At 70.9% G+C, this 12,673-nt stretch carries 12 protein-coding genes; all 12 read left to right on the top strand.

Annotated features, from left to right (window positions below; translation table 11 throughout):
• Positions 1-1,416 (top strand): UDP-N-acetylmuramoyl-tripeptide--D-alanyl-D-alanine ligase, encoded by a 1,416-nt coding sequence (locus tag ACZ63H_RS31955; protein WP_469871084.1) that lies wholly within the window; start codon positions 1-3, stop codon positions 1,414-1,416.
• Complete coding sequence (gene mraY / locus ACZ63H_RS31950) at positions 1,416-2,486, top strand: phospho-N-acetylmuramoyl-pentapeptide-transferase (RefSeq protein WP_467934701.1); 1,071 nt, start codon at positions 1,416-1,418, stop codon at positions 2,484-2,486. Before ACZ63H_RS31955 ends, mraY begins: the two co-directional genes overlap by 1 nt.
• Positions 2,468-3,904 (top strand): UDP-N-acetylmuramoyl-L-alanine--D-glutamate ligase, encoded by a 1,437-nt coding sequence (gene murD / locus ACZ63H_RS31945; protein WP_469871082.1) that lies wholly within the window; start codon positions 2,468-2,470, stop codon positions 3,902-3,904. The genes mraY and murD overlap by 19 nt, the downstream gene beginning before the upstream one ends.
• Before the next feature lie 68 nt (positions 3,905-3,972).
• Positions 3,973-5,325, top strand: a complete 1,353-nt coding sequence (gene ftsW / locus ACZ63H_RS31940; protein WP_469871080.1) for a putative lipid II flippase FtsW — start codon at positions 3,973-3,975, stop codon at positions 5,323-5,325.
• Between the two features lie 6 nt (positions 5,326-5,331).
• Positions 5,332-6,420, top strand: coding sequence for an undecaprenyldiphospho-muramoylpentapeptide beta-N-acetylglucosaminyltransferase (gene murG, locus ACZ63H_RS31935; protein WP_318204024.1), 1,089 nt, complete (start codon positions 5,332-5,334; stop codon positions 6,418-6,420).
• Positions 6,421-6,446: 26 nt separating this feature from the next.
• Positions 6,447-7,238: a cell division protein FtsQ/DivIB gene (locus tag ACZ63H_RS31930; protein WP_469871078.1), complete on the top strand. Its 792-nt coding sequence runs from the start codon at positions 6,447-6,449 to the stop codon at positions 7,236-7,238.
• A 279-nt stretch (positions 7,239-7,517) separates the two neighbouring features.
• Positions 7,518-8,726, top strand: coding sequence for a cell division protein FtsZ (gene ftsZ, locus ACZ63H_RS31925; RefSeq protein WP_181795204.1), 1,209 nt, complete (start codon positions 7,518-7,520; stop codon positions 8,724-8,726).
• Complete coding sequence (gene pgeF / locus ACZ63H_RS31920) at positions 8,723-9,451, top strand: peptidoglycan editing factor PgeF (protein WP_469871076.1); 729 nt, start codon at positions 8,723-8,725, stop codon at positions 9,449-9,451. The genes ftsZ and pgeF overlap by 4 nt, the downstream gene beginning before the upstream one ends.
• Before the next feature lie 6 nt (positions 9,452-9,457).
• Positions 9,458-10,177 carry a YggS family pyridoxal phosphate-dependent enzyme gene (locus ACZ63H_RS31915; protein WP_469871074.1) on the top strand — a complete coding sequence of 240 codons (720 nt, stop codon included), beginning with the start codon at positions 9,458-9,460 and terminating at the stop codon, positions 10,175-10,177.
• 128 nt (positions 10,178-10,305) lie between these two features.
• Positions 10,306-10,947, top strand: a complete 642-nt coding sequence (locus ACZ63H_RS31910) for a cell division protein SepF (protein WP_030605477.1) — start codon at positions 10,306-10,308, stop codon at positions 10,945-10,947.
• A gap of 59 nt (positions 10,948-11,006) precedes the next feature.
• Positions 11,007-11,297, top strand: coding sequence for a YggT family protein (locus tag ACZ63H_RS31905; RefSeq protein ID WP_366015487.1), 291 nt, complete (start codon positions 11,007-11,009; stop codon positions 11,295-11,297).
• 52 nt (positions 11,298-11,349) lie between these two features.
• Positions 11,350-12,519: a DivIVA domain-containing protein gene (locus ACZ63H_RS31900; RefSeq protein WP_469871071.1), complete on the top strand. Its 1,170-nt coding sequence runs from the start codon at positions 11,350-11,352 to the stop codon at positions 12,517-12,519.
• Positions 12,520-12,673 lie beyond the last annotated feature (154 nt).

Below are 12,673 nucleotides of genomic sequence, written 5' to 3'. Positions count from 1 at the left end.
GTGATCGCCCTCTCCCTCGCCGAGATCGCAGCAGTCGTCGGCGGGCAGACGCACGACATACCGGATCCGTCCGCCAAGGTCACGGGACCGGTCGTCCGGGACTCCCGGGAGGTGGTCCCGGGCAGCCTGTTCGCCGCCTTCGTCGGCGAGCGCGTGGACGGCCACGACTACGCCCGGCAGGTCGTCGAGGCCGGCGCGGTCGCCGTGCTGGCGAGCCGGCCGGTCGGCGTGCCCGCCGTCGTGGTGGACGACGTCCAGACCGCCCTCGGCGCCCTCGCCCGGCACGTCGTGGGCCGGCTCGGCACCACCCTCGTGGCCCTGACCGGCTCGGCCGGCAAGACCAGCACCAAGGACCTGATCGCCCAGGTGCTCGGGCGCAAGGCGCCGACGGTGTTCACGCCCGGCTCGCTCAACAACGAGATCGGGCTGCCGCTGACCGCCCTGTCCGCCACCGAGGAGACACGGTTCCTCGTGCTGGAGATGGGCGCCCGCGGCATCGGGCACATCCGCTACCTCGCCGGCCTCACCCCGCCGAGGATCGGCCTGGTGCTCAACGTCGGCACCGCGCACATCGGCGAGTTCGGCGGGCGCGAGCAGATCGCCCAGGCCAAGGGCGAACTGGTGGAGGCGCTGCCCCCGGCCGACGAGGGCGGCGCGGCGATCCTCAACGCCGACGACCCGCTGGTGAAGGCCATGGCCTCCCGTACCAAGGCGAAGGTGGTCCTTTTCGGAGAGTCGGCCGAAGCGGACGTACGCGCCGAGAACGTACGACTCACGGACAGCGGACAGCCCGCCTTCAGGCTTCACACACCCTCCGGTGCAAGCGATGTGACGATGCGCCTGTACGGTGAGCACCACGTGTCGAACGCGCTCGCCGCGGCCGCCGTCGCCCATGAGCTGGGCATGTCCGCGGAAGAGATCGCCCTCGCGCTCTCCGAGGCGGGCTCCCTCTCCCGATGGCGCATGGAGGTCACCGAGCGCCCGGACGGCGTGACCATCGTCAACGACGCCTACAACGCCAACCCCGAGTCCATGCGGGCCGCCCTCAGGGCGCTCGCGGCCATGGGCAGGGGGCGTCGCACGTGGGCGGTGCTCGGCAAGATGGCCGAGCTGGGGGACGAGGCGCTCGCCGAGCACGACGCCGTCGGACGGCTCGCCGTCCGGCTCAACGTCAGCAAGCTCGTCGCCGTCGGGGGGATTGAGGCCTCCTGGCTGCAATTGGGCGCATATAACGAGGGTTCGTGGGGTGAGGAGTCGGTGCACGTGTCCGACGCACAGGCGGCGATCGACCTGTTGCGCAGCGAGTTGCGCCCGGGGGACGTCGTGCTCGTGAAGGCGTCCCGGTCGGTGGGGCTGGAGAGCGTCGCCCAGGCGCTCACCGAGGCCGGTGCCGAGGGTGAGGTTGCCGCCCGATGATGAAGCAGATCCTGTTCTCGGGAGTCATTGGCCTCTTCCTGACGCTGGTCGGCACCCCGCTGCTGATCAAGCTGCTGGCCCGCAAGGGCTACGGCCAGTACATCCGTGACGACGGCCCGCGCGAGCACGCCAGCAAGCGCGGTACGCCGACCATGGGCGGTATCGCCTTCATCCTGGCGACCATCGCCGCGTACTTCCTGAGCAAGCTCATCACCGGCTACGCGCCGACCTACTCCGGTCTGCTGGTCCTCGGCCTGATGTTCGGCATGGGCCTGGTCGGCTTCCTCGACGACTACATCAAGATCGTCAAGCGGCGGTCGCTGGGTCTGCGGGCCAAGGCGAAGATGGCCGGCCAGCTGATCGTGGGCATCGCCTTCGCCGTGCTGTCGCTGCAGTTCTCCGACTCCCGCGGCAACACCCCGGCCTCCACCAAGCTGTCGTTCATCACCGACTTCGGCTGGTCGATCGGCCCGGTGCTGTTCGTCGTCTGGGCGCTGTTCATGATCCTCGCGATGTCGAACGGCGTGAACCTCACCGACGGTCTGGACGGCCTGGCCACCGGCGCCTCCGTGCTCGTCTTCGGTGCCTACACCTTCATCGGCGTCTGGCAGTTCCAGGAGTCCTGCGCCAACGCGGGCACCCTGACCAACCCGGGCGCCTGCTACGAGGTGCGCGACCCGCTCGACCTCGCGGTCGTCGCCTCCGCGCTGATGGGTGCCTGCCTCGGCTTCCTGTGGTGGAACACCTCGCCGGCGAAGATCTTCATGGGCGACACCGGCTCGCTCGCCCTCGGCGGTGTCCTCACCGGCCTGGCCATCCTCTCCCGCACGGAGCTGCTGGTGGCCATCATGGGCGGCCTGTTCGTCCTCATCACCATGTCGGTCGTCATCCAGGTCGGCTCCTTCCGGCTCACCGGCAAGCGCGTCTTCCGGATGGCACCACTCCAGCACCACTTCGAACTCAAGGGCTGGTCCGAAGTCCTGGTGGTGGTCCGCTTCTGGATCATCCAGGGCATCTGTGTGATCGTCGGACTGGGCCTCTTCTACGCGGGATGGGCAGCGGACAAGTGACCTCCACCTCGGGGCCCTTCGACTTCCAGGGCAAGCACGTCACCGTCGCCGGGCTCGGCGTCTCCGGCGTCCCGGCGGCCAAAGCGCTGCACGCGCGCGGAGCCGTCGTCACGGTCGTCAACGACGGCGACGACGCCCGCGCGCGGGAACAGGCCGCGGAGCTGGAGGCGCTCGGCATCACCGTGCGCCTCGGCGACGGCGCCCTGCTGCCGGAGGGCACCGAGCTGATCGTCACCGCGCCCGGCTGGCAGCCCGACAAACCGCTGTTCCTCGCCGCGCGGAAGGCCGGTGTGCCGGTCTGGGGCGACGTGGAGCTGGCCTGGCGGCTGCGCGGCCCCGACGCGGCCCCCTGGCTCGCCGTCACGGGCACCAACGGCAAGACCACCACCGTCCAGATGCTCGCCTCCATCCTCAAGGCGGCGGGCCTGCGCACGGCCGCCGTCGGCAACATCGGCGTCTCCCTGCTGGACGCGGTCCTCGGCGAGGAGCACTACGACGTGCTCGCCGTGGAGCTGTCCAGCTACCAGCTGCACTGGGCGCCCTCGCTGCGCGCCCACTCGGCCGCCGTCCTGAACCTCGCGCCGGACCACCTGGACTGGCACGGCTCCATGGCGGCGTACGCGCGCGACAAGGGCCGCATCTACGAGGGCAACAAGGTCGCCTGCGTCTACAACGTCGCCGACGAGGCCACCGAGGACCTGGTGCGCGAGGCCGACGTCGAAGAGGGCTGCCGGGCCGTCGGGTTCACCCTCGGCACCCCGGGACCCTCCCAACTCGGCGTCGTGGACGGCATCCTGGTCGACCGCGCCTTCGTCGAGGACCGGCAGCGCAACGCGCAGGAGCTGGCCGAGGTCTCCGACGTCCACCCGCCGGCCCCGCACAACATCGCCAACGCCCTCGCGGCGGCGGCCCTCGCGCGCGCCTTCGGGGTGCCCGCCCGCGCCGTACGGGACGGACTGCGGGCCTTCCGCCCGGACGCCCACCGCATCGCGCACGTGGCCGACGTCGACGGGGTCGCGTACGTGGACGACTCCAAGGCCACCAACACCCATGCCGCCGAAGCCTCGTTGGCGGCATATGAACCGATCGTATGGATTGCGGGCGGGCTGGCGAAGGGCGCCACCTTCGACGAACTGGTGGCCAAGTCGGCGAAGCGGCTTCGCGGCGCGGTCCTGATCGGTGCCGATCGGGCCCTCATCCGCGACGCCCTCGCGCGACACGCCCCGGAAGTACCGGTGGTGGACCTCGACCGGACCGACACTGGGGCGATGCTCCAGGCGGTGACGGAGGCCAAGCGGCTGGCCAGGCCCGGCGACACCGTGCTGCTGGCCCCGGCCTGCGCCTCCATGGACATGTTCACCAACTACAACCAGCGCGGCGACGCGTTCGCGGCGGCGGTCCGCGAACTCGGCGCCTGAACCCGGCCGCCTGCCGGGCGGATCTTGGGAGGGACGCGTGGGACGGTCGACGTTCAGTGGAGGCACCGATGCCCGGTAGCCGCACCGGCCGGCCGCCCGTACAGCGGGCGCCCCGCCGTCCCGCCTCCCCGCGCGAGAACCCCGTGCAGCGGCTCTACACCCGCGCGCGCAAGGCCTGGGACCGGCCGCTGACCGCCTACTACCTGATCCTCGGCGGCAGCGTGCTGATCACCGTGCTCGGCCTGGTGATGGTCTACTCGGCCTCCCAGATCACCGCGCTCCAGCTGTCGTTGCCCGGGTCCTACTTCTTCCGCAAGCAGTTCCTGGCCGCGCTCATCGGCGGCGCACTGCTGTTCGCCGCCTCCCGCATGCCGGTGAAACTGCACCGGGCGCTGGCCTACCCGATCCTCGCCGCCGCCGTCTTCCTGATGGTCCTGGTGCAGGTGCCCGGGATAGGGATGTCGGTCAACGGCAATCAGAACTGGATCTCCCTCGGCGGCTCCTTCCAGATCCAGCCCAGCGAGTTCGGCAAGCTCGCCCTGGTGCTGTGGGGCGCGGACCTGATCGCCCGCAAGCAGGAGAGGCGGCTGCTGGCCCAGTGGAAGCACATGCTGGTCCCGCTGGTCCCGGTCACCTTCCTGCTGCTCGGACTGATCATGCTGGGCGGCGACATGGGCACCGCGATCATCCTCACGGCGATCCTCTTCGGCCTGCTGTGGCTCGCGGGCGCGCCGACCCGGCTCTTCGCCGGGGTACTGTCGGTGGCCGGCCTGATCGGGGTGCTCCTGATCAAGACCAGCCCCAACCGGATGGCCCGGCTCGCCTGCATCGGCGCCACCGAGCCCAAGAGCGGGGTCGCCGACTGCTGGCAGGCCGTGCACGGGATCTACGCGCTCGCCTCCGGCGGATTCTTCGGCTCCGGACTCGGTGCGAGTGTGGAAAAATGGGGCCAACTCCCCGAAGCCCACACCGACTTCATCTTCGCCGTCACCGGTGAGGAACTGGGTCTGGCGGGGACGCTGTCGGTGCTCGCCCTGTTCGCGGCTCTAGGCTATGCGGGTATCCGCGTGGCCGGACGCACGGAGGACCCCTTCGTGAGGTACGCCGCGGGAGGCGTGACCACCTGGATCACCGCCCAGGCAGTGATCAACATCGGTGCGGTGCTCGGCCTGCTGCCGATCGCCGGCGTCCCGCTCCCGCTGTTCTCCTACGGAGGGTCCGCCCTGCTGCCGACCATGTTCGCCATCGGGCTGCTGATCGCCTTCGCGCGCGACGAGCCCGCTGCGCGGGCGGCGCTTGCGATGCGGCAACCCCGCTTTGGTAGAAAGCGGGCGGGAGGCTCCGGTGCCGAGCGGGGGCCTCGGAGATGGAACACGATGCGACGGCGTGCCTCGGCGGCGCGTCCGTCCGGAGAGCGGTGAATTTCGGTGCATGTCGTACTCGCCGGTGGGGGGACCGCCGGCCACATCGAGCCCGCGCTCGCCCTCGCGGACGCCCTGCGCAGGCAGGACCCGACCGTGGGGATCACGGCCCTGGGCACGGAGCGCGGCCTGGAGACCCGGCTCGTCCCGGAGCGCGGCTATGAGCTGGCACTGATCCCGGCGGTGCCGCTGCCCCGCAAGCCCACCCCCGAGCTGATCACCGTCCCGGGCCGGCTGCGCGGCACGATCAAGGCCGCGGAGCAGATCCTGGAGCGGACCAAGGCGGACGTCGTGGTCGGCTTCGGCGGCTATGTCGCGCTGCCCGGCTACCTGGCCGCCAAGCGCCTCGGGGTGCCCATCGTGATCCACGAGGCCAACGCCCGCCCCGGCCTGGCCAACAAGATCGGCTCGCGCTACGCGGCCCGGGTCGCCGTCTCCACCCCGGACAGCAAGCTGCGCGACGCCCGCTACATCGGCATCCCGCTGCGCCGCTCCATCGCCACGCTGGACCGCGCCGCGGTCCGCCCCGAGGCCCGCCACCGCTTCGGCCTCGACCCCAACCTGCCCACGCTGCTCGTCTCCGGCGGCTCGCAGGGCGCCCGGCGGCTGAACGAGGTGACGCAGACGGTCGCCCCCTGGCTCCAGCAGGCCGGCATCCAGATCCTGCACGCGGTCGGCCCGAAGAACGAACTGCCGCAGGTGCAGCAGATGCCGGGAATGCCCCCCTACATCCCGGTAAGTTACCTGGACCGGATGGACCTCGCGTACGCCGCGGCCGACATGATGCTCTGCCGCGCGGGCGCGATGACCGTGGCCGAACTCTCCGCCGTGGGCCTGCCGGCCGCGTACGTCCCGCTGCCCATCGGCAACGGCGAACAGCGGCTGAACGCCCAGCCGGTGGTGAAGGCCGGCGGCGGACTCCTCGTCGACGACGCGGAACTGACGCCCGAGTGGGTGCAGCAGCACGTGCTGCCCGTGCTCGCCGACCCGCACCGGCTGTACGAGATGTCCCGCTCGGCAAGCGAGTTCGGCCGCCGGGACGCCGACGAGCTGCTCGTCGGCATGGTGTACGAGGCGATCGCCTCGCGCCGTTAGGACCGTATGACGAAAGGGCAGGGACGGTGGCCGGACCGACTACCGCCGAGCGCGGGGAACGCCAGCAGGGGTCGTCCGGCCCGCCGCCCGCCCGCGGGCCCGGACGGCGCCTTCGTAGGATCGTCATCCTGGCCGTGGCCGTCGTGCTGCTCGGGGCCGGTGGCGCCTGGGTGTTGTACGGCTCACAGTGGCTGCGGGTGCGGCACGTCCCGGTGTCCGGCACGCGCGTGCTGACCCCGGCGGAGGTCCGCGAGGCGGCCGACGTGCCCGTCGGGGCACCCATGGCGTCCGTCGACACGGAGGCCATCGAGGCCCGGATCCGCCGGAAACTGCCCCGGATCGACACCGTGGACGTGGCGCGTTCCTGGCCGCGCGGAATCGACCTGAAAGTGAGCGAACGCACTCCGGTTCTCCTGATCCGAAAGGGCCGGGACTTCATCGAAGTCGATGACGAAGGTGTCCGTTTCGCCACGGTTTCGCGGGCCCCGAAGGGCGTTCCCCGCCTGGAATCGTCCGCCTCCCGGAAGGGCCCCGGCGCGGCCAGCCTGCGCCGGTTCGGCACCGACCGGCTGGTGCGCGCGGCCGTCCGGGTCGCCGGCGACCTGCCCGCCCCCGTGGCGCGCACCGCCCGGACCGTCCGGGTGCGTTCCTACGACGCCATCTCGGTCGAGTTGGGCGACGGCCGCACGGTGGCGTGGGGCAGCGACGAGCACGGCCGCGCCAAGGCGCGGGCCCTCACCGCTCTCATGAAAGCAGCCCCGGGCGCACGGCACTTCGACGTCACCGTTCCCACCGCCCCCGCGTCATCGGTGAGTTGACGCACATCAGCCCAGGCCAACCCCCTGGTTGGGCACCGCTATGGCTGATCACATAGGGTGAAAAGAAAAACGGGAGGTTCGGCGTGTTCGTTGAACGGGCGCCACTTGTCGACTTAGTGTCCTGTTCGGAAGACTCCAGGGAACAGACACACTGGTAACCCTAAACTTCAAGGTTAGGGTTCGGGTCGGCGCTACGGACCGTCCCATTCGGCATCCGTCGTCCCGGCGCGGGGCACCGCACGGCGGCGACAACGTAATTCGAGGCGAGAGGCCTTCGACGTGGCAGCACCGCAGAACTACCTCGCAGTCATCAAGGTCATCGGTGTCGGCGGCGGTGGTGTCAATGCCATCAACCGGATGATCGAGGTCGGTCTCAAGGGCGTCGAGTTCATCGCCATCAACACCGACGCACAGGCGCTGTTGATGAGCGACGCCGACGTCAAGCTCGACGTCGGCCGCGAACTCACCCGCGGACTCGGCGCCGGAGCCAACCCGGCCGTCGGCCGCAAGGCCGCCGAGGACCACCGCGAGGAGATCGAGGAGGTCCTCAAGGGGGCCGACATGGTCTTCGTGACGGCCGGTGAAGGCGGCGGCACCGGCACCGGCGGGGCGCCCGTCGTGGCCAACATCGCGCGCTCGCTCGGCGCCCTGACCATCGGCGTGGTCACGCGCCCGTTCACCTTCGAGGGACGGCGCCGCGCGAACCAGGCCGAGGACGGCATCGCAGAACTGCGCGAAGAGGTCGACACCCTCATCGTCATCCCGAACGACCGGCTGCTGTCCATCTCGGACCGCCAGGTCTCGGTCCTGGACGCCTTCAAGTCCGCGGACCAGGTCCTGCTCTCCGGTGTTCAGGGCATCACCGACCTCATCACCACCCCCGGCCTGATCAACCTGGACTTCGCCGACGTGAAGTCGGTCATGTCCGAGGCCGGTTCGGCCCTCATGGGCATCGGCTCGGCCCGCGGCGACGACCGCGCGGTGGCCGCCGCCGAGATGGCGATCTCCTCGCCGCTGCTGGAGGCGTCCATCGACGGCGCCCGGGGCGTGCTGCTCTCCATCTCCGGCGGCTCCGACCTCGGCCTGTTCGAGATCAACGAGGCCGCCCAGCTGGTCAGCGAGGCCGCCCACCCCGAGGCCAACATCATCTTCGGCGCGGTCATCGACGACGCCCTCGGCGACGAGGTGCGGGTCACCGTGATCGCGGCCGGCTTCGACGGCGGCCAGCCGCCGGCCCGCCGCGACAACGTCCTCGGCTCGGCCTCCGGTTCGGCCCCCGCCCGCCGCGAGGAGCCCGCCCCGGCCCGGCCGAGCGAGCCCAGCCGCCCGTCCTTCGGCTCGCTGGGCAGCGTCAAGCCGAAGGAGGAGCCGGAGCCGGCGCCCGAGCCGGTGCCGGACATCCCGGTCGCCCCGCCGGTCACCCCGGCGCCCCGGACCTACTCGGACAGCGCGGCCGAGGAACTGGACGTCCCGGACTTCCTCAAGTGATAGGACGGCGCGAGAGCGTGCGCGGCGCGCACTTCGCCTTCACCGACCGGTGGGGCGGGGTGAGCGCCGCTCCGTATGAGGAGCTGAACCTCGGCGGCGCGGTCGGCGACACGCCCGAGGCGGTGCGCGACAACCGCGAACTGGCGGCCAAGTCGCTCGGCCTGGAGCCGGACCGGGTCGTCTGGATGAACCAGGTGCACGGCGCCGGGGTCGCCGTGGTGGACGAGCCGTGGGGCACGAGGCCGGTGCCGGAGGCCGACGCGGTCGTCACCGCCCGGCGCGGACTGGCCCTGGCCGTCCTGACCGCCGACTGCGTGCCGGTGCTGCTGGCCGACCCCGTCGCCGGGGTCGCCGCCGCGGCGCACGCCGGTCGGCCGGGCATGGTCAAGGGGGTCGTCCCCGCGGCCGTACGGGCCATGGCCGAACTCGGCGCCGAGCCGGGCCGGATCGTCGCCCGCACCGGACCCGCCGTGTGCGGCCGGTGCTACGAGGTGCCGGAGGCGATGCGCGCCGAGGTGGCCGCCGTCGAACCGGCGGCGCACGCCGAGACGAGCTGGGGCACGCCGGCGCTCGATGTGAGGGCCGGGGTGCACGCGCAGCTCGAACGGCTCGGGGTGTGCGACCGGGCGCATACGCCGGTGTGCACGCTGGAGTCGCACGATCACTTCTCGTACCGCCGCGACCGCACCACCGGGCGGCTCGCCGGCTATGTCTGGCTGGACTGATAGGGCATGACGGACCGTAGGGACGAACTCGCCGCGAATCTGGCGAAGGTGGAGGAGCGCATCACCGCCGCGTGCGTGGCGGCGGGGCGCGAGCGGGAGGAGGTGACCCTGATCGTGGTCACCAAGACCCACCCGGCGAGCGATGTGCGCATCCTCGCGGAACTCGGTGTGCGCCATGTCGCCGAGAACCGCGACCAGGAGGCGGGCCCGAAGGCCGCCGCCTGTGCGGATCTGTCGCTGAAGTGGCATTTCGTCGGTCAGTTGCAGACCAACAAAGTGCGTTCCGTGGTCGGTTACGCCGATGTCGTGCAGTCGGTCGACCGTTCCCGGCTCGTCACCGCGCTGTCGAAGGAGGCGGTGCGGGCGGGGCGCGAGGTGGGCTGCCTCCTCCAGGTCGCGCTCGACGCCGGGGCGAGCGCCCGGGGCGACCGCGGCGGCGTGGCCCCGGGCGGAATCGAAGAGTTGGCCGACCTCGTCGCCGACGCGCCCGGGCTGCGGCTCGACGGACTGATGACTGTCGCCCCGCTGACCGGGGAATACGCGGGACGCGAACAGGCGGCGTTCGAGCGGCTCATGGATTTGTCGACCGACCTGCGCCGGGCTCATCCGGCTGCGACCATGGTGTCGGCAGGGATGAGCGCGGATCTCGAGCAGGCCGTGGCCGCCGGGGCGACACATGTGCGCATTGGCACCGCGGTACTCGGAGTCCGCCCCAGGCTCGGGTAACGTCGCCAGGAAGTCGGACCACAGCAGAAAATATGGTCAATGCCCGTGAAGTTGGGCACTACGACCACGTGGATCGCGGGCACTTGGCAGTCGTCAGCCGATCCACCACAGAGCGGAGGACTCAGAGCATGGCCGGCGCGATGCGCAAGATGGCGGTCTACCTCGGCCTCGTGGAGGACGATGGGTACGACGGCCGCGGATTCGACCCCGACGACGACTTCGAGCCCGAGTTGGACCCCGAGCCCGAGCGGGACCACCGGCGGCACGAACCGTCCCATCAGCCGCATGGCGCGCATTCGCCCCAAAGGGACGAAGAGGTGCGGATCGTGCAGCCCCCCGCGCCTCGCGAACCGGTTGCCCGTTCGACTTCGCTCGCCGCGGAATCCGGACGTCCGGCGCGCATCGCGCCCGTGGCATCCATCACACAAGAACGTCAGTCCCTGGAGAAGAACGCGCCGGTGATCATGCCCAAGGTTGTGTCGGAACGAGAGCCTTACCGAATCACCACGCTTCACCCGCGGACCTACAACGAAGCCCGTACCATCGGGGAACACTTCCGTGAGGGCACCCCGGTGATCATGAATCTGACTGAGATGGATGACACAGACGCGAAGCGACTTGTCGACTTTGCGGCCGGTTTGGTGTTTGGTCTTCACGGCAGCATCGAGCGGGTGACGCAGAAGGTGTTCCTGTTGTCTCCTGCTAACGTCGATGTCACGGCGGAGGACAAGGCCCGCATCGCAGAGGGCGGGTTCTTCAACCAGAGCTGAGACGCAACGCAGGACCGAAGCACGGAAAAGCATGGACAGGGGAGAGGGAACCGCAGGGCATGAGCGTGTTCGCGCAGGTGATCTACATCGCGCTGATGGTGTTCCTCGTCGTGCTCATCTTCCGGCTCGTCATGGACTACGTCTTCCAGTTCGCCCGCTCGTGGCAACCCGGCAAGGCGATGGTGGTCGTTCTGGAGGCCACCTACACTGTCACCGATCCACCGCTGAAGCTTCTGCGGCGGTTCATCCCGCCGCTGCGTCTCGGGGGCGTGGCGCTCGACCTGTCCTTCTTCGTACTGATGATCATCGTCTACATTCTCATCTCCATCGTGCAGGGCTTCGTGAGATGAGGGTGGGCGATCCGGTCTTGCCGACTGCCGATGACTACGTTGAGGTGAAGAGATGCCGTTGACCCCCGAGGACGTGCGGAACAAGCAGTTCACGACCGTCCGCCTCCGAGAAGGCTATGACGAGGACGAGGTCGATGCCTTCCTCGACGAGGTCGAAGCCGAACTGACCCGACTGCTCCGCGAGAACGAGGATCTGCGCGCCAAGCTGGCCGCCGCGACGCGAGCCGCCGCGCAGAACCAGCAGAACGCGCGCAAGCCCCCGGAGCAGGAACAGCAGCAGCAACACCCCCAGCAGCAACACCCCCAGCAGCAGCAACACCCCCAGCAGCAGGGGATGCGAGGTCCCGGCCAGCCGGTGCCCGCCGGGATATCGGGCCCGCCGCAGCAGCAGATGGGTGGCCCCATGGGTGGTCCGCCCCAGCTGCCGAGCGGTGCCCCGCAGCTGCCCGCCGGCCCCGGCGGTCAGGGCGGCCCGCAGGGTCCCGGCCCGATGGGCCAGGGTCCGATGGGTCAGGGCCCGATGGGCGGCCAGCCGCCCATGCAGCAGCAGATGGGCGGCCCGATGGGCGGTCCCATGGGTGGCCCCATGGGCGGTCCGATGGGCGGCCCCGGTCAGGGCCCCGGCGGCGACAGCGCCGCCCGTGTCCTCTCGCTGGCCCAGCAGACCGCCGACCAGGCGATCGCCGAGGCCCGTTCCGAGGCCAACAAGATCGTCGGCGAGGCCCGCAGCCGCGCCGAGGGTCTGGAGCGGGACGCCCGTGCCAAGGCCGACGCCCTGGAGCGGGACGCGCAGGAGAAGCACCGCGTCGCCATGGGCTCCCTGGAGTCCGCGCGCGCCACGCTGGAGCGCAAGGTCGAGGACCTGCGCGGCTTCGAGCGCGAGTACCGCACGCGGCTGAAGTCGTACCTGGAGTCGCAGCTGCGTCAGCTGGAGACCCAGGCCGACGACTCGCTGGCCCCGCCGCGCACCCCGGCCACCGCCTCGCTGCCGCCGTCCCCGGCGCCCTCGATGGCTCCGGCCGGCGCGGGTGCCCCGTCCTACGGCGGCAACCAGTCGATGGGCGGCTCGCAGGCCCCGTCCGGCCCCTCCTACGGCGGCCAGCAGCAGATGACCCCGGCCATGACGCAGCCCATGGCCCCGGTCCGGCCGCAGGGTCCGTCCCCGATGGGCCAGGCCCCCTCGCCGATGCGCGGGTTCCTGATCGACGAGGACGACAACTGAGCACCGGACACGGTGCCTAGGTAGGACGCCTCAGGCGTCGGCAGCATTCAGGGCGCGGGGGGGGGGGGGGGGTGGGGGGGGGGGGCTTTTTTCGGGGATGGTGGGTCGGGGGGCGGGGGGAGCCGCTCCGGTCTTGGGTGCGGTTCCAGGAACG

The organism is Streptomyces sp. NPDC104831 (assembly GCF_055583025.1).
Note: the sequence above shows the minus strand (reverse complement) of the source record. Positions and strands in the feature narration are given on the sequence as shown.

Bases quoted from the DNA above. Each gene is read 5' to 3' on its own strand.
- mraY (WP_467934701.1), top strand. From the start codon at position 1,416: ATGAAGCAGATCCTGTTCTCGGGAGTCATTGGCCTCTTCCTGACGCTG.
- murD (WP_469871082.1), top strand. From the start codon at position 2,468: ATGGGCAGCGGACAAGTGACCTCCACCTCGGGGCCCTTCGACTTCCAG.
- ftsW (WP_469871080.1), top strand. From the start codon at position 3,973: ATGCCCGGTAGCCGCACCGGCCGGCCGCCCGTACAGCGGGCGCCCCGC.
- ACZ63H_RS31915 (WP_469871074.1), top strand. From the start codon at position 9,458: ATGACGGACCGTAGGGACGAACTCGCCGCGAATCTGGCGAAGGTGGAG.
- ACZ63H_RS31910 (WP_030605477.1), top strand. From the start codon at position 10,306: ATGGCCGGCGCGATGCGCAAGATGGCGGTCTACCTCGGCCTCGTGGAG.
- ACZ63H_RS31905 (WP_366015487.1), top strand. From the start codon at position 11,007: ATGAGCGTGTTCGCGCAGGTGATCTACATCGCGCTGATGGTGTTCCTC.
- ACZ63H_RS31900 (WP_469871071.1), top strand. From the start codon at position 11,350: ATGCCGTTGACCCCCGAGGACGTGCGGAACAAGCAGTTCACGACCGTC.